General features: G+C 66.1%; 17 protein-coding genes and 1 tRNA gene. 2 read left to right on the top strand and 16 right to left on the bottom strand.

Going from position 1 to position 16,531, the window contains the following annotated elements; translation table 11 throughout:
• Positions 1–29: 29 nt before the first annotated feature.
• Positions 30–350: a thioredoxin TrxA gene (trxA, locus tag QGV55_RS15545; RefSeq protein ID WP_281019739.1), complete on the top strand. Its 321-nt coding sequence runs from the start codon at positions 30–32 to the stop codon at positions 348–350.
• Between the two features lie 42 nt (positions 351–392).
• Here the strand turns inward: trxA and QGV55_RS15540 are convergent, their stop codons facing one another.
• From QGV55_RS15540 to paaA, 11 genes are all read right to left on the bottom strand, one after another.
• Positions 393–1,274, bottom strand: a complete 882-nt coding sequence (locus QGV55_RS15540) for a 4-(cytidine 5'-diphospho)-2-C-methyl-D-erythritol kinase (RefSeq protein WP_281019740.1) — start codon at positions 1,272–1,274, stop codon at positions 393–395.
• 37 nt (positions 1,275–1,311) lie between these two features.
• On the bottom strand, positions 1,312–3,087 hold the full coding sequence (locus QGV55_RS15535; RefSeq protein ID WP_281019741.1) for a tetratricopeptide repeat protein: 1,776 nt from the start codon (positions 3,085–3,087) through the stop codon (positions 1,312–1,314).
• A 117-nt stretch (positions 3,088–3,204) separates the two neighbouring features.
• Positions 3,205–3,525, bottom strand: a complete 321-nt coding sequence (locus QGV55_RS15530; protein ID WP_281019742.1) for an Hpt domain-containing protein — start codon at positions 3,523–3,525, stop codon at positions 3,205–3,207.
• A 47-nt stretch (positions 3,526–3,572) separates the two neighbouring features.
• The gene (locus QGV55_RS15525) at positions 3,573–4,175 is read right to left on the bottom strand and encodes a 2-hydroxychromene-2-carboxylate isomerase (RefSeq protein WP_281019743.1); all 603 of its coding nucleotides are present in this window, start codon (positions 4,173–4,175) and stop codon (positions 3,573–3,575) included.
• 2 nt (positions 4,176–4,177) lie between these two features.
• Positions 4,178–5,467: a dGTP triphosphohydrolase gene (dgt, locus tag QGV55_RS15520; RefSeq protein WP_281019744.1), complete on the bottom strand. Its 1,290-nt coding sequence runs from the start codon at positions 5,465–5,467 to the stop codon at positions 4,178–4,180.
• The gene (gene murJ / locus QGV55_RS15515) at positions 5,464–7,074 is read right to left on the bottom strand and encodes a murein biosynthesis integral membrane protein MurJ (protein ID WP_281019745.1); all 1,611 of its coding nucleotides are present in this window, start codon (positions 7,072–7,074) and stop codon (positions 5,464–5,466) included. Before murJ ends, dgt begins: the two co-directional genes overlap by 4 nt.
• A 61-nt stretch (positions 7,075–7,135) precedes the next feature.
• The gene (gene paaE / locus QGV55_RS15510) at positions 7,136–8,215 is read right to left on the bottom strand and encodes a 1,2-phenylacetyl-CoA epoxidase subunit PaaE (protein WP_281019746.1); all 1,080 of its coding nucleotides are present in this window, start codon (positions 8,213–8,215) and stop codon (positions 7,136–7,138) included.
• 12 nt (positions 8,216–8,227) lie between these two features.
• Positions 8,228–8,824 (bottom strand): 1,2-phenylacetyl-CoA epoxidase subunit PaaD, encoded by a 597-nt coding sequence (gene paaD, locus QGV55_RS15505; RefSeq protein ID WP_281019747.1) that lies wholly within the window; start codon positions 8,822–8,824, stop codon positions 8,228–8,230.
• A gap of 9 nt (positions 8,825–8,833) precedes the next feature.
• Positions 8,834–9,607 (bottom strand): 1,2-phenylacetyl-CoA epoxidase subunit PaaC, encoded by a 774-nt coding sequence (paaC, locus tag QGV55_RS15500; RefSeq protein WP_281019748.1) that lies wholly within the window; start codon positions 9,605–9,607, stop codon positions 8,834–8,836.
• Positions 9,608–9,735: 128 nt separating this feature from the next.
• The gene (gene paaB, locus QGV55_RS15495) at positions 9,736–10,026 is read right to left on the bottom strand and encodes a 1,2-phenylacetyl-CoA epoxidase subunit PaaB (protein WP_281019749.1); all 291 of its coding nucleotides are present in this window, start codon (positions 10,024–10,026) and stop codon (positions 9,736–9,738) included.
• 128 nt (positions 10,027–10,154) lie between these two features.
• Positions 10,155–11,132 carry a 1,2-phenylacetyl-CoA epoxidase subunit PaaA gene (gene paaA / locus QGV55_RS15490; RefSeq protein ID WP_281019750.1) on the bottom strand — a complete coding sequence of 326 codons (978 nt, stop codon included), beginning with the start codon at positions 11,130–11,132 and terminating at the stop codon, positions 10,155–10,157.
• A 172-nt stretch (positions 11,133–11,304) separates the two neighbouring features.
• Here paaA and QGV55_RS15485 point away from each other — a divergent pair.
• Positions 11,305–11,379: transfer RNA gene (locus QGV55_RS15485), tRNA-Thr, on the top strand.
• 187 nt (positions 11,380–11,566) lie between these two features.
• Here the strand turns inward: QGV55_RS15485 and QGV55_RS15480 are convergent.
• From QGV55_RS15480 to QGV55_RS15460, 5 genes are all read right to left on the bottom strand, one after another.
• Positions 11,567–12,667 (bottom strand): iron-containing alcohol dehydrogenase, encoded by a 1,101-nt coding sequence (locus tag QGV55_RS15480; RefSeq protein WP_281019751.1) that lies wholly within the window; start codon positions 12,665–12,667, stop codon positions 11,567–11,569.
• Positions 12,668–12,784: 117 nt separating this feature from the next.
• Entirely contained in the window at positions 12,785–13,351 is a 567-nt protein-coding gene (locus QGV55_RS15475; protein WP_281019752.1) for a hypothetical protein, read from the bottom strand.
• Positions 13,352–13,504: 153 nt separating this feature from the next.
• On the bottom strand, positions 13,505–14,116 hold the full coding sequence (locus QGV55_RS15470; RefSeq protein WP_281019753.1) for a holin family protein: 612 nt from the start codon (positions 14,114–14,116) through the stop codon (positions 13,505–13,507).
• Positions 14,107–14,721, bottom strand: a complete 615-nt coding sequence (locus QGV55_RS15465; protein WP_281023680.1) for a holin-associated N-acetylmuramidase — start codon at positions 14,719–14,721, stop codon at positions 14,107–14,109. The genes QGV55_RS15470 and QGV55_RS15465 overlap by 10 nt, the downstream gene beginning before the upstream one ends.
• A gap of 256 nt (positions 14,722–14,977) precedes the next feature.
• A complete protein-coding gene (locus QGV55_RS15460; RefSeq protein ID WP_281019755.1) occupies positions 14,978–16,369 on the bottom strand; it encodes an aspartate aminotransferase family protein in 1,392 nt (463 codons plus the stop codon).
• Positions 16,370–16,531: the final 162 nt, after the last annotated feature.

Here is a 16,531-nt window from a genome sequence, read left to right as displayed (position 1 = left end):
CAGGCATCCCAACATTGCGGAGAAGACCGATGAGCACCGTCAAGATCACTGACGACAACTTCCAGACCGACGTCCTTTCCTCCGAGAAGCCGGTACTGGTCGACTACTGGGCCGAATGGTGTGGCCCGTGCCGCCAGATCGCCCCGTCGCTGGACGAGATCTCGGCCGAGATGGATGGCAAGCTGACGGTCGCGAAGCTGAACATCGACGAGAACCCGAACACCCCGACCCGCTATGGCGTGCGTGGTATCCCGACCCTGATGCTGTTCAAGGGCGGTGAGGTCGTGGCGACCAAGGTTGGTGTGCTGCCCAAGTCCCAGCTGCAGTCCTGGATCGACCAGAACATCTGATTTCCGCCCGCTGCTCCGGTTTGCGGAGCAGGGACAGGCCGGTCACTGGTGGTGCAGCACGCCTGCGGCGCACCACCAGCCGGGACATGCTTGGCTGATGGCCTGCCGCGCGGCCTCGGCCGCCGCGCGGGTGTCGAACAGGCCGATACAGGTCGCGCCCGAGCCTGACATGCGGTGCAGCCTGACTCCGGCACAGTTCCCGATCATGGCCAGAACCTCGCCGATCACCGGGCAGAGGCTGATCGCCGGTTGCTGCAGGTCGTTGCGACAGGCGCCAAGGCCCGCGAACCAGGCATCCCGGTCTCCCGAGGGAATTGCCGAGCCTTCCAGAGGCTCTGTGAACGCACCGTCCCGCGCGAACTGCCGGAAGACGGAGGGCGTCGGGACTTCCACGACAGGATTGACCAGCAACACCCCCAGCCCTGCCGGCAGGGCAAGGGGCGTGAGTTGCTCTCCGATACCCTCCATCATGCTCGGTCGCGCGGCCAGACAGACCGGAACATCGGCCCCGAGATCCAGCGCCAGACGGGACAGGGCCTCATCATCGGGCCGGAACGACCACAGGTCCATCAGGGCCTGCAGGGTGGCGGCGGCATCCGACGACCCACCGCCGATGCCGGATGCCACGGGCAGGTTCTTCGCCAGTGTCAGGCGCAGGCCGTCAAGCGACCGGCCCGCCAGTGCGGCCAGACCCGTGGCGGCGCGCACGACCAGATTGTCGGTCGCCTCCCCCTCCAGCGCGGTCGCGAAGGGGCCGGTGGTCTGGAACTGAAAGCCGGTTCCGCCGAAGTTCTCTGCCGTGATCCGGTCAGCGATGTCGGCAAAGGCGACAAGGCTCTGCAACAGGTGCAGGCCATCGGGGCGACGTCCCACCACATGCAGGAACAGGTTCAGCTTGGCCGGAGCATTGCGGGCAACCGTCATGACTGTCCCGTCCGGGCGGTAGGGTGCCGGGCCGGTCTCAGGTGCAGCCGCCGAACCGGCCGGAGGTCTTGTCCAGGCCCTCATTGAGCTTGCGGATTACCGACTCGGCCTGTTCTTCGTCCGGGTCGAGCACAAGCACGCGGCGCCACTGGAAACAGCTCTCCAGCCGTCGCCCGACATGCCAGTAGGCGTCGCCCAGGTGCTCGTTGATCGTCGGATCCTCGGGGCGCAGTTCAACCGCCCGTTCCAGCTGTTTCACTGCTTCTTCGTGGTCGCCCTTGCGGAACAGGACCCAGCCGAGGCTGTCCACGATGTAGCCATCCTGCGGCTTCAGCGCGACCGCGCTGCGCAGCATCTCGACGGCTTCATCCAGCCGCATCCCCTTGTCCGCCCAGGAATAGGCCAGATAGTTCATGATGTAGGGATGACGGGGGCGCAGCTCCAGCGCCTGCAGCAGGTCACGCTCCGCATCGTTCCAGCGTCCGGAACGCTCCAGCGCGATGCCGCGGGCATAGAGCACCGCCCAGTGGCGCGGCTGCAGATCGTCGACCCGCTCCAGCGCCCGGCTGTAGACCGTCGCGGCTTCCTCGAACCGGGAGTGGGTGCGCAGCAGGTCGGCCAGGGTGATCAGGGCCACCGTTTCCTTGGAGCGTTCCGAGGCCATGCGCTGCAGCAGTTCGATCGCCTGGTCGGTGCGGTCGAGCTTGTCCAGCATCCAGGCGGTACGCAGCCTTGCCCCCCACTTGTAGGGGGATTCCTGCGCCACACCCTCATAGGCGGCGATGGCGTCCAGCCAGCGGTCATTGGTCTCCCGAATATCCCCCAGCAACGCCTGCGCCACGTCCAGGTCAGCGCGGACATGCAGGGACAGGCGCAGGTAGATCATCGCCACGTCGCTGACATTGTCGCGCACCAGCGCCGAGGCTGCGCCGTAGAGGGCCTCCGCAATCCCGTCATTCGCATCGCGGATGGGGAAGGCTTTCGCCAGTTCGCGCTCACCGCTGAGATAGGCGACCAGCACGTGATCCTCGCCGAAGCGGCCGAGCAGGCTCTCGAGTTCCCTGCGCCCGGCCTCGGCACCATCACGCCGTTCGACGATGGCGGCCTTGGCCAGCATGGACCGGAGGTCGGGGCGACTGTTTTCCTCGTAGGCGGCGAAGGCTTCGAGTGCGCCATCGAGGTCACCGGCTGTCGCCAGGATCAGGGCGCGGTGGTAGCTGGCGAAGGGAACGAAGGCCTCCGTCCGTTCCAGCGGTTTCAGCCGCTGGGCCGCATCCGCGCCGTCGCCCTTGCCGAACGACGCCCATGCCCGCAGCAGGGGGCCGACCAGGCGCATCGAGCCGCGGCGCTTGTTGGCCTTGGAGATGCGGGATTCTCCCTTGCCGAACTGGCCCAGCTTCAGTTCATGAACGGCGGCGGTCAGATTGGCCACCGGGGCCGCCTGGTCGCCTTCCAGAATGCGTTCAGCCAGCGGCAGCGCCGCCTCCACATCCCCTTCGGATACGGTCAGCAGGAACGCCCGCCGCAGCAGCCAGAGATTGTCGGGGTCCGCCTTCAGCGCTTCGTTGAAATATTTCGCGGCGGCGGCGATGTCGCCGTCCTTGCGGGCCTGCCGCGCGGCCAGGAAAGCACCGAAACCCTTGCCGGAAACCCGCGCGGCGGGTGTGACCGGTGAGACGACGGCATCGGCGTCCTTCGACGCCAGTTCCGTGGCCCCCGCGATTCCGGGATGCCAGACATTGATACCGGCAAGAAGTCCGAGCGCGAGCAGCACGGAACGGGTGCGGGACAGAAAGGCGTGTGTGTTTCTCATGGCACCGATTGTTTGCATGGGCACGTCTTCCCGCAAGACCAAACTTGCGTGATCATCGCCGCTCAGGCGTTGATTTTCGGTGTATCCGCAGGTGCCTGCGCCCCGGACAAGCCGGTATCAGGCCCTGTCACCCGTCGGGAAGCGGGCCCTGAAGGCTTCGGCGGTCGCCTCGAACTCCACCAGAATGCCCTTCGCGCGGCCCACGGCAGCCGCGTGGTCACCATTCTTCACCGATCTCTCGATCACCGCTGCCCGGGCCCCGAGACGGGCGGCACCGAAGGTCGAGCATGTGCTCTTCAGTGCATGGCCTTCGAACCCGAGGCGGGAGAAATCATCCGTTGCGGCAGCGTCCGTGACTTCCTGGACCCGGCGCGCGGCCTCGGCCAGGAATTCATCAACCAGCACGCCGACGATCTCGTCGCCGGTGTCCTGTGCCAATGCCTGCAAAGCGGCGTCATCTAGTAGCGGGAGCGAGTTGTCTGTTGTCATTTTCCAGCCAGCATGCGTTCCAGAAATTCCAACCGATCCTGGCCCCACAGCATCTGGTCGTCGAAAAAGTAGGTCGGTGCCCCGAAGACGCCGCGTTCGATGGCTTCTGCCGTCTCCTGCGCGCGAATGGCCTGAGGCTCACCGTCCGCTATCTTGTCACGAAGTCGTGACGGGTCGAGTCCTGCCTCGGTCACGATTGCGTCAATGGTCGCGGCGTCGCTGATGTTGCGCTCCTCGATCCACACCGCCCGCATGAAGCGCCCGGCAAGGTCCAGCGAGTCGGCTCCGTCCAGACGCGCGGCGATGGTCACCAGGGCGGCTTCGGTTTCATCAACGGGAAAATGCGCTGGCTCCAGCACCAGCGGCAGGTCCAGCCGTGCGCGCCAGCGTTTCAGTTCCTGCATCCGGTAGGCGCGGCGTGCGGGCGGGCGCTTGCCGAGCGGCAGGCCGCCGGTCTCCCCGAAGACCGCCAGCAGATCGACCGGGCAGAACCGGACCTCTGCGCCGGCCCGGCCTGCCATCGCACGCAGGCGGTCATGCCCCATGAAGGTCCAGGGCGAGGCCAGTGCGCCAAAGCAGTCAATCCGTGGTGCCGTCATAGTCAGTATCCCCCGTTCGAAAATCCACTGATGCCGCCGATCCTCGTGCGGGCCATGCCGTCACCCGTGAACTGCTGCATCGCATAGCTGTCGGTCATGCCCGAGACCCGGTCCGTCACCGCCAATGCGCGATCATAGGCTGTCAGACCCTGATCCGTCGCCATTGCCGTGCGGTCCATCAGTGCCTGTATCACCCGATCCGCGCCAAGGTCACGCTCATAGTCACCATCGGAGACGAATACCTTGCGGGCGGTGACGTCGGTGATATGGGCCAGCGCGGCGCTTCCCGGCACCTGCGCCAGCAGTGGGGCGCGATAGCGGCCGTCCAGCATCTGCGGCTCCACCTGCAGGAAGGCCTCCACCACCTGGCCGATCAGTTCCCCGATCGCCTTGGCCCGCAGATAGGCGATGCGGCGGGCCGGTTCGCCGATTTCCTGATAGCGCCGGCGCACGCCGCCCACGGCCAGCAACAGGGCTTCGGCCTCGTCGAACGGAATCTTGCCGAGCTTGAAGCCGTCCTCCAGGTCGATGATCGTGTAGCAGATGTCATCGGCGGCCTCGACCAGGAACGCCAGCGGATGGCGCAGCCAGCGCCCGTCGCCATCGGGTTGCAGCCCGGTCTCGCGCGCGACGTCGCTGAAGATGTCGGCCTCCGCCTGCATGACGCCGAACTTCTGCGCGCCGGCGTCATGGCGGTCGCGGGCAGGTGCGCCACCAACCAGCCGCGGATACTTGCTGAAGGTGGCAAGGGTTGCCGCGGTCAGCCGCAGGCCGCCCCTGTCACGCCAGTTCTGCAGGCGGGTCAGGATACGGAATCCCTGCGCATTGCCCTCGAACTGCAGCAGGTCCTGCTGCTGGGCACGGGTGAGGCCATGCAGCATGGCCTTGCCGCGTGGCGCATCGCGGAACCAGCGCTGGATCAGTTCCTCCCCCCGGTGGCCGAAGGGCGGATTGCCGATGTCATGCGCCAGACAGGCGGCGGAGACGATGTGGCCGAACTCCGCAGCACCAAGTTCGGCCGGCAGCCGCCTGCGTCCGGCAATGACCTGCCCGATACCTGCCCCCAGCGACCGACCGACCGAGGCGACCTCCAGCGAATGGGTCAACCGGGTGCGGACGTAGTCATTGTCGGACAGGGGGTGGACCTGGGTCTTGTCCTGCAGGCGACGAAAGGCGGAACAGAAGACGATCCGGTCGAAATCCTTCTGGAACGGACTGCGGGCGACGTCATAGGGCTCCGGTGCCACGTCCACCAGCCTGCGCGCCGACAGCAACCGTCGCCAGTCCATCATGCGCCGGTCCCCCGCCCGCGCATGAGGGCGCGCAGGTCCGCCAGGCGCGTCAGCCCGGTGATCTGGGCCAGGATGGCGTAGGTGAGCAGTCCCATGACGACCAGAATGGCCAGTCCGGTCGCACGCATCAGTTCGCCCTGACCAGCGAGGGGCGCCAGCGCCAGCGCGGCGGCAATCAGCGCACCGGCCATGACGGCGCTGGCAAGCACCGCCTTCAGGGTCGCGGAACGCAGCCGGGCGTCGGACTTCAGCCAGCCCCGGCGATGCAGCAGCCAGATCGACAGGCCCGCGTTCAGCCACGACGAGATCGCGGTCGCCAGCGCCAGCCCCACCTGCTGCAGCGGCCCCATGAGGGCGAGATTGAGGGCGAGGTTCACCATGACCGCAACAATGGCGACCTTCAGTGGCGTCAATGTGTCGGACCGGGCAAAGAAGGCGGGACCGAGTACCTTGACCATGACATAGGCAGGCAGGCCCACCGCATAGGCCGCCAGTGTCATGGCGGTCGCGTCCGAGTCGGCGGCGGTGAAGGCCCCACGCTCGAACAGGCCGGCCACCAGTTCCCCCGGAATGGCCAGACAGGCGGCCATGGCGGGCAGCGACAGCAGCAGCCCAAGCTCCAGCGCACGGTTGAGGCTCTGTCGTGCCGCATCGTCCTCTCCGGCGGCGGCCTGGCGCGACAGCAGCGGCAGCAGGGCCGTCCCCACCGCCACGCCGACGACGCCGATGGGCAACTGGCTGATCCGGTCGGCATAGAACAGGTAGGAGATCGCGCCGTCCTGCAGGAAGGAGGCGAGGATGATGTCCAGGACCAGATTGACCTGCACCACACCGGCACCCAGGGCGGCGGGCCCCATGATCATCAGCACCCGCTTCACCGCCGGGGTGAGGCGGGGGCGCGGCAGGTAGAGCGGCAGTCCCGCGCGGCGCAGCGCGAACAGCAGCCAGGCGAACTGCACGACACCGGCCACGAAGACGCCGATGGCCAGCGCGTGACCGGCAGTCGGGACCTCGCCGACCAGCAGCAACAGTGCCGCGATGAGGCAGAGATTGAGCAGGATCGGCGTCGCGGCGGCGGCGGCAAAGCGCCCGACGCCGTTCAGCACCCCGGCCATCAGGGAGACCAGGCTGATGAACAGCAGGTAGGGGAAGGTGATGCGCGTCAGTTCGACAGCCAGGTCGAATGTCGCCGGATCGTCCCGGAACCCGGGGGCCAGCCCCAGCATCAGCACCGGCATCGCGATCTGCGCCAGCGCCACGAACAGCAGCAGCACGGCCAGCAGGACCGCCAGCGTTTCCTCCGCGAAGCCGTGTGCGGCGTCCCGGCCTTCCTGTTTCAGGTGGGCGGAGAAGCGGGGCACGAAGGCGGCGTTGAACGCCCCCTCCGCGAACAGGCGGCGGAAGAAGTTCGGCAGCTTGAAGGCGACGAAGAACGCATCCCCTACGGGCCCCGCACCCAGCAGCGCGGCGATCAGGATATCGCGGGTGAAACCGGTCAGACGGCTGATCAGGGTAAAGCCGCCCACGGTCATGGCCGCCTTCAGCAAGCCACCCTGTCCCCGCGTCGGCGATTTCGGCGTGTCACCCATCGCGCGGTCATAGATCATATTGGTCCGCAACGGAATCCAACTGTTGCGACCGCGGTCCCGGACCTCCGGTTCGTGGTGCCTACCGCTGATCGAAATCCAGCACGACCGTGTCGGTGACCGGGGTGGCCTGGCAGGACAGCACGAACCCGGCGGCAATCTCGTCATCGTCCAGGGCGTAGGTCTTGTCCATGATGACCTCGCCCTCCACCAGCTTGCAGCGGCAGGTGCAGCACATGCCGCCCTTGCAGGCAAACGGCAGGTCGGCGCGGTTTTCCAGGGCCGCGTCCAGGATCGCCGTGCCATCGTCCACCATGTCGAAGTTGATCCGGTGGCCGTCGATGATCACCCCGATGTGGCGCACGGGCAGTTCCTCGCCCGGCTTCGCCACCCGTTTCGGCTTCGGGTTGCCGTCGACGGCGGGGGTGAACAGTTCGAAGCGGATGCGGTCGGCGGGCACGCCATGCGCCTTCAGCGCGGTGGAGACATTGCCGATCATCTCCTCCGGCCCGCAAAGCCACCAGGCATCAATCGCCGAAACATCGATCAGCTTGCCCAGCAGGGCCTCCGCCTTCTCCGTGTCGATCCTGCCGGAGAGCAGCGGCACGTCCATGCTCTCCCGTGACAGCACATGCACCAGGGTCAGGCGGGTCGGAAACCGGTTCTTCAGGTCCTCCAGTTCCTCCCGGAAGATCACCGACTGGGTCGTCCGGTTGCCATAGACCAGGGTCATCTCCGACTTCGGCTCCCCCGTCAGCACCGCCTTCACGATGGACAGGATCGGCGTGATGCCCGATCCGGCGGCGAAGGCGGCATAGCTGCCCGCGCGGTCGGGGTCGGCATCAAAGGTGAAGCGCCCGTCCGGCGTCATCACCTGCACCGTGTCGCCCGCCGTGATGCCGTCATTGGCGAAGCTGGAAAACAGGCCGCCCTCCACCTTCCGTATCGCCACCCGCAGGTCGTTGTCCGCCGGGCCGGAGCAGATGGAATAGGACCGGCGAATGTCGCGCCCGTCCACGGTCGCGCGCAGCGTCAGATACTGGCCGGGCACGAAGCGATAGTCCTCGCGCAGGTCATCCGGAACCTGAAAGGCGATGGAGACGGCGTCGTCCGTCTCGCGGCGGACCTCGACGACATTCAGGGTGTGGAATTTCGGTGCCATTCCGGGTCTCCGTCAGATGCACTTGAAGTAGTCAAAGGGTTCCTGACAGGCCTTGCAGCGCCAGAGCGCCTTGCAGGCCGTCGCGCCGAAGGCGCTGGTCATGACCGTGTCCGCCGATCCGCAATGGGGGCAGTCAACGTCGGGCACGGTGCCGGTCAGGTGGCGCTTGTCAGTGGCGCGGTGAGCCGGGGGGGCGATGCCCGCAGCCGCCATCTTCCGCCGCCCCTCCGCCGTGATGTCGTCGGACGACCATGGCGGACTGAGCACAAGATCGACCGTCACGCTGGCAAAGCCCGCGGCGGTGAGCTGTTCCCGGATCATCATCTGCATCAGGTCGGTGGCGGGGCAGCCGGTATAGGTCGGCGACATGCGCACCGTCACCGCATCGCCTCTCACCGCGACCCCGCGGATGACCCCCAGGTCGGGCAGCATGACGCTGGGGATCTCCGGATCGGGGACTGTCGCCAGCACGGTGCGGGCGCATTCCTCCGTCAGGGGGCCGGGCGTATTGCGGGCCTGCATCGGCGCCCCGGCAAAGCCCGCGAAGATCTCGTCGGGCAGGGCGGCACCGCTGGGCTTCGGGCGCGGGACAGGTGTGCGGGGCGACATCGACGTGGCTTACCAGTTCAGGCCGGGGAACTGGCGCTGCATGGACTGCATCTCCGCCAGCAGATAGCCCAGATGCTCTGTATGGCGTCCCTCGTGACGTCCGCCCAGCACCGACCAGGTCGCCGTCGGCCAGTCCAGCGTGGCCTCCGCCAGCACCGCCTCCACATCCGCCATCCAGGGGTCGCGCAGGCTCTCCAGGTCGGGGCCGATACCGGCTTCCGCCATCTGCCGGTCCACATCATCCATGTGGAAGAACTCGGCGGTGAAGCCCATCAGCTGCTCGAAGGCGGCGACGATGCGGGTGCGGCTCTCCTCCGTCCCGTCACCCATGCGGATGACCCAGCCGGAGGAATGGCGGCGGTGGTAGGTGATCTCCTTCACCGCCTTGGCCGCGATCTCCGCGATGCGTGCGTCCGTCGACCGTTCCAGCGCACGGAACAGCAGCAGGTTCCAGGCGTCGAACAGGAACTGCCGCGCCATGGTCTTCGCATAGTCGCCGTTCGGCTGTTCCACCAGCAGCAGGTTGTTGAAGTCCCGCTCCGGGCGCAGGAAGGCCAGGTCATCCTCAGTCCGGCCCTTGCCCTCCACCTCGCCCGCATACTGGTAGAACAGGCGCGCCTGTCCGATCAGGTCCAGCGCGACGTTGGTCAGCGCAATATCCTCTTCCATGATCGGCCCGTGGCCGCACCATTCCCCCAGCCGGTGGCAGAGGATGTGGCTGGTATCCCCCAGCCGCAGCAGATAGCGGAACAGGGCGTCGTTGTGATCGGCAGATGCGGTCATGTGGATGGCCTTGTTGTTTGCGGTCCGGTCCTCCCCTCTCCCCCTCCCGGCCACCCATTCAGGATAATCCCGTGGGTGGTCGGGAGGGGGAGAGGGGAGGACCGGTCAATCGAACCGTCTCCGGAGCCTCAGATGTTCGTCACTTCCTCGGGGATCGTGTAGAAGGTCGGGTGGCGATAGACCTTGCTCGCCGCCGGGTCGAACAGGCTGTCCTTGTCGGCGGGTTCGGAGGCCGTGATCTGGGCAGACGGCACCACCCAGATCGACACCCCTTCGGAGCGGCGGGTATAGAGGTCGCGCGCGTTCTGGATCGCCAGTTCCGCATCCGGTGCATGCAGGCTTCCGGCGTGCTTGTGGTGCAGGCCGTCACGGCTGCGGATGAAGACTTCCCACAGTGGCCATTCCTTGCGTGTCGTCATGTTGGTTGGGTCCTCTCTGGTGGCCTGTTCCATCCCTCTCCCCCTCCCGGCCACCCATTTCAGGATACTTGCGTGGGTGGCCGGGAGGGGGAGAGGGATGGAACAGTCAGACGTCAGGTTCTCTTCTCTCAGGCGGCCGACCTGGCGGCACGTTTCTTCTCGGCGTGGGCCAGCGCGGCTTCGCGTACCCAGGCACCGTCATCATGCGCGGTGCGGCGGGCATCCAGTCGGTCGCGGTTGCACAGGCCATCGCCCTTCACCACGCGCCAGAACTCGTCCCAGTCGATGGGACCGAAGTCATAGTGGCCGGTTTCCCCGTTCCACTTCAGGTCCGGGTCCGGGACCTTCAGCCCCAGATAGTCGGCCTGCGGAATGGTCATATCGACGAAGCGCTGGCGCAGATCGTCGTTGGACTGGCGCTTCACCTTCCACTTGAAGGCGATCTCCGAGTTCGGCGAGTCCGCGTCATGCGGGCCGAACATCATCAGGGCCGGCCACCACCAGCGGTTCAGCGCATCCTGCGCCATCGCCTTCTGCTCCGGCGCGCCATGCGCCAGCGTGGTGATGATCTCGAAGCCCTGGCGCTGGTGAAAGCTCTCTTCCTTGCAGATGCGCACCATGGCCCGGGCATAGGGCCCATAGGACGTGCGGCAGAGCGCCACCTGATTGACGATGGCCGCCCCGTCCACCAGCCAGCCGATCGTGCCGATGTCGGCCCAGGTCAGCGTCGGATAGTTGAAGATGGAGGAATATTTGGCCTTGCCCGAATGCAGGTCGGCCAGCATCTCGTCGCGGCTGGTGCCAAGGGTCTCGGCGGCGCTGTAGAGGTAGGCGGCGTGACCGGCCTCATCCTGGATCTTGGCCAGCAGCGCGGCCTTGCGGCGCAGGGTCGGCGCGCGCGTGATCCAGTTCCCCTCCGGCAGCATCCCGACATATTCGGAATGGGCATGCTGGGAGATCTGGCGGATCATGAACTTCCGGTACTTCTCCGGCATCCAGTCACGCGGCTCGACCCGCGTCTCCGCATCCAGACGCGCCTGGAACCTGGCCTCCAGTGCCGCCTCGTCCGCTGCCGTCACCAGTTCCGGCTTCTCGACCTCTGCCATGTCACGCACCCTCCGCATTCTGGTTCAGGCCTTGCCCAGCCTGTTCTGCCGATATGATACACAAAATGGCGGAACAATAAATAATTTTGTATCGCTTTGATTTCCGGACGCCAAAGCGCGCACAAACGGTTGACCCGGACCCGGTCGCGGGCTATGACGCGCGGCCTGCCATGCCGCCGTAGCTCAGGGGTAGAGCACTCCCTTGGTAAGGGAGAGGTCGAGTGTTCGAATCACTCCGGCGGCACCAGATCTTCCGGGAATTCAGGCGTCGTGCTGCACGCGATGTCGAACCGTGAAGAACGTCAGGGAATCCCCGCAGGTCACCCTCCTTGCTCTCCCGCCGCCTGTCACGACAAGTCTGAACCCGTACCTCGCCGACATATCGACAATGGCTTTCTGCCAAGCTGGACGCCTGGCAGGGTAAAGCAGTTCGCCTACCACATGTCGTCGAGCAGCTTGGTCAGGGCATCCCTGGTGGCGATATCGGCGTCGGGTGCGCCGAGATAGCTGAGTTCGTGCGCCACGGCCTCGGCGACCTGCGGGATCTCCTCTCGCACGGCGCTGGTCTGGGAGAGCCGTCGCGGAACATCGAGCGTGTCGAGAAAGGCCTCGATTGCAGGCGCGGCCGCGTCGCCGTCGGGCATGCCCATGGCGCGGGCGATCTTCGCCTGCGCGTCGCGCGTCCGCTGGTGCAGGAAGCGCGCGGCGCCCGGAAGGGCGATGCAGGAGGTGACACCGTGCGGAACGTCCCAACGGGCGCCGATCTGGTGACCCAGCGGATGGCTCAGCCGGAAGCCGACGTTCTTGGCGCTCAACAGGCCCCAGATCGATTTCCACGCCGCATGCTGGCAGGCCAGCCGGTCCTCCAGCGCATTCGGGTCACTGGAACGGGCCAGATGCGCCGTAAGATCGGCAATGGCGCCAAGCCGGAGCGTTTCCAGGAACGGATGACAGACCGGCCACCAGAGTCCCTCGATCGCATGGTCGAGGGCCTTGAGGCCCGTGGTGAGCCAGAGCTCGGTCGGCGTGGCCTGCGTCAGTTCCGGGTCGTAGAGGATCACCCCGGGTTGCGTCGCCGGGTCGACATGGACGTGCTTGACGCGTGTCGTTTCGTCCGTGATGCCGGCGGCGTAGGTAAACTCGCCTGCCGAGAGTGTCGTCGGTATGACGATCTGGTGCGGTGCGGCGTGGCCTGCTTCGACCAGTCGCATGACGACCATCTTGGCGGTATCGATCGGGCTGCCGCCGCCGAAGACGACGAGGACGTCGGCCTGCGCATCCTTCGCCTGCGCGACGCAGGCATCGACGGTGCCGGCGGGCACATGCTGGCCGCATTCTGCAAAGGTGCCGGCGTGTGCGGCGCCGAGCGCGCGCTCGACCCGTGCGACGAGGTCTGTCTTCGTCGCCAGTGTTCGGCCGGTGAGCACGAGCGCGCGCCTGACGCCCAAATGCTCGACGATGCCCGACAGTTCCTTCAGCGCACCGATGCCGCTGACGACGCGGTCAGGCCCGCATTCCGTGAAATCATAGATCATTCTTTCCTCCCCCATAGTGTCGCCCGGTTGCTTCGTTCCCCGGTTCCCGACCAGCGGATTGTAGCGCTTTCCGGGTCTGATCGCGATGGCGGGCCTGTGCCGGGGTGAACCGCAGCTTCACCTGTCAGGATCCAGCAGTCCGAACCGTGTGATCGGGCAATCCGGCAGGAACGTCTCCATCGTCTTGCCCTGCTTCATCTCCACATGCGCGGTCAGCGCGTGGGAAAGGGTCCGGCCGTCCTGCGACAGGGGCAGGTCCAGGCCGAGGACGGTGATGTAGGACCGGTCGTGCTGGGCCAGGTTGCCGCTGGCGATACCGATGAAGGGGTGCTGCGCCATGGCCTCGAAGTAGCGGAACTCCGTATTGCGCCAGGCGTCCGGATTGGCGGCGGCGGAGCCGAGCTGGCGGTTGGTATAGTCCACGCCCCACCAGTCGGTGAGCCTTGTTCCCCAGAGCACGAAGCGGACGTCGAAGGGGTCATGCGTGATCCGGGCGATGGCGACGCGGCCCCGCCAGCCCCGGAAGTCGGCAAAATCGAAGGCGCTGCGGAGCGGCAGACCGACATTTTCCGTCCGCTTGCCCTGCCAAAGGGTCACCAGGTCGGCAAACGGCCCGAACGCGGCAGGGGGCGTGTCGAGCGGACACGTCCCGTACTGCCAGTTGGTCGTGCCGTCCTGTTTCACCCAATCCCGTCCTTGCCAGCCGTTGCCCTTGCTGATGCACACATGTGGTCCCGGGGACACTCCTGCAACTCGCCACGGTCTGCCGCATTGCGGACAGGCCGATGTCAGCGACGACGGCAACAGGTCCTGCGGGCTTGACGCACAGGGTCACGCTCACGTGTGTCCGGGGTCCCCGTTCATGGTGCGTCGACGGTTCCATTCCAGGATCGCGGCATTGCTGAGGGGGCGATCCGTTCGGCTCATCTCCCGCTGGAAGGCCTCGTCCTCCATGCGCGCGACACCCGGCGTGGCAGCGGATCGCAGGGTGCGGAGCTTCGAGATGTTCTCGACGACCGCGCTCACCTTCCGGTGTTGCGTGGCGGCCTCCGTGCGGTTCTTCCGTCCATGGGAGAGTTCCCGTGCGCCGAAGAAGAAGCCGACGATCGCGCCAAGCAGATACCAGAGTTCGTCCGGCACCAGGTTCAGCCCCTCCATACGGATCGCGAAGCCCACGGGGTCGCCCATGGCATAGGCAAACAGTCCGACGGTGCCGAGCGCGAGCAGTGGGCGCGGCAGGCGGTTCAGACCGTCCACCAGCGCATCCCACCAGGTCCGGTTCTCCAGACGGCGAAATTCCGCTGCATACTGGTTGAGTGTGGTCATGGTCTCGTCATGGTGCTGCGCCTGACCTGCGGCCTTGTCCCCGACGAAGACCCGGCCCACATTCGCGACCGCTTCGCCCACACCGGACAGGCCACCGAACAGCAGATCGCGGATCATGCCCATGACGCGATCCTTTCGTGATGTGCGGAATCGGTCAGGTGGAAACTGTTGGAAATGAATGCCTCGGCGCGGGTGATCCAGCCGCCCTTGCCGCCGTCGCGACGGCGGGCAAAGCTGCGCAGCCGCGGATTGCGCTCCGCGATGCGATAGTAGTAGTCGCGCCGCTCGATGCCGTAGGCATCGACCAGCAGGCTGCCCATGGCATCATGCGCACGATGGGCCGCGTCTCCAGTTGCCGGGCCGATGACACCATCCACGGTGACCGGCCCGAAGCCGGTCCGGTTCAGCAGGCTCTGCAATATCCGCCCGGCATTGGCACCGGCGTTGACCTGCATGTCGAAGAGGCTGGGCTGAAGCGGCTCCGGCAGGCGCCAGATGCCGGGCTTGCGGTAGTAGTGCTCCCTGAAGATGCCGATGGCGTCGTCGAGGGTCAGGCGGCGGACGTCGTCGCGATCCGTATCCCCGTCGCCGTCCAGATCGAGACCGAGCCGCCGCAGGGTATGGATCGTCACCCCGTGCTTCGTGGCCCCGCCCGGATCGTCCGGATGATCCACATAACCGCCCTCGCGCGCCACGATGGCGGCGGCAATCGCGTCAACCGATTGCATGTCATGTCCTCCACAGGTCCCGTGTTTCAGATGAAACTCAGGATTGTCCCTGCGGATGAAATGAGTCGGGGATGGTGGAGATTTATGTCGCTGACCGTTCCTCCCCTCTCCCCCTCCCGGCCACCCGTTTCAGGATACTTGCGTGGGGGGCCGGGAGGGGGAGAGGGGAGGAACGGTCCACAGACAAGTCGTAGACACGACCAACCATGCCGCCCCCGGCGAGGGGCGGAAGGGTCAGTCGTGAACCGGATCGCGATCAGGCGGCGGCGCGCAGGCCTTCCTTCTCGACCCACAGGGTGGTGTCGTCCAGGGCCTTCTCGAAGCTGTCGAACATCAAGTTGATCTCTTCCGCGGTGATGACGAGCGGCGGGCAGAAGCCCAGCGCATCGCCCATGGCGCGGGTGATCAGGCCGTGTTCCTGGGCCTGGCCCATGCAATAGGCACCGACCATCTGCTTCGGATTGAACGGCTTGCCCGTCGCCTTGTCGGCCACCAGCTCGATGGCACCGACCAGACCGACACCGCGGGTGTTGCCGACCAGCGGATGATCGGCGAAGGAATGCAGGCGCTTCTGCATCACCGGAGCGATCTCCCGCACGTGGTCCATGATCTTCCGCTCTTCCATCAGCTGCATGGTGCGCAGTGCGACGGCAGCGGCGACCGGATGCGCCGAGTAGGTGAAGCCGTGGGCAAAGGTGCCGATCTTCTTCGACTGGTCGACCATGGCATCGAAGATGCGGTCATTGACCATGATGCCGGAGATCGGCTGGTAGGCACTGGAGAGCTGCTTGGCGACGGACATGGAATCCGGCTCGATGTCAAAGGTTTCGCAGCCCCACATGTTGCCGGTCCGGCCGAAGCCGCAGATGACCTCGTCGGCAATCATCATCACGTCGTACTTGCGCAGCACGGCCTGGATCTTCGGGAAGTAGCCCGCGGGCGGAACCAGCACGCCACCGGCACCGCAGACGGGCTCGGCGATGAAGGCGGCAACCGTTTCCGGCCCCTCCTGAATGATCCGCTCCTCCAGCTCCTGCGCCAGGCGGGTGGAATATTCCTCTTCCGTCTCGCCCGGCTGCATGCCGCGATAGGGGAACGCCATGGAGACATGACCGATTCCGGCGATGGGCAGGTCGAATTCGGCATGGTTCGCGGGCAGGCCGGTCAGCGAGGCGGCGGCGACGGTGACACCGTGATAGCCCTTCTCCCGCGCCAGGATCTTCTTCTTCTCCGGGCGACCGAGCGCATTGTTGACGTACCACTGCAGCTTGACCTGGCAGTCATTGGCCTCGGAACCGGAGTTGGCGAAGAACACCTTCGACATGGCCTTCGGCGCGATCTCGATCAGCTTCTCCGCCAGTTCGATGGAGGGCATGGAGCTCTTGTGGCCGAACTGGTGATAGAACGGCAGCTTGCGCATCTGCTCGACCGCAGCGTCGATCAGCTCCTCCTCGCCGAAACCGAAGGACGCGCACCACAGGCCCGCCATGCCCTCGATATATTCCTTGCCCTCGTCATCCCAGACGCGGACGCCCTTGCCCTTCTCGATGATCAGCGGACCCTTGGTGCGATGCAGGTCGAGATTGGTGTAGGGATGGATCAGGTTGCGGATGTCCCGGGCTGCCGGGGAATTGCCGATATCGTTCATGGGTGTCCTCCACTGGCGCGCCCGCGTTCAATTGGCGGGGGCTCTACGGAATGGGGCCTTATACGCCGCTTCCGCCCGCTGTTGCGAGTGAATTCCTGACCGGGTCGCGACGCGCGGGAAGTTGGTGCAGTTGCATCCAAGTGGCCATCGCACGGAAACGTC

It is taken from the genome of Minwuia sp. IMCC3009 (assembly GCF_029909415.1).
GTDB lineage: Bacteria > Pseudomonadota > Alphaproteobacteria > Minwuiales > Minwuiaceae > Minwuia.
The sequence above is the reverse complement of the archived record's forward strand: the minus strand, read 5'-3'. Positions and strand labels throughout refer to the sequence as shown.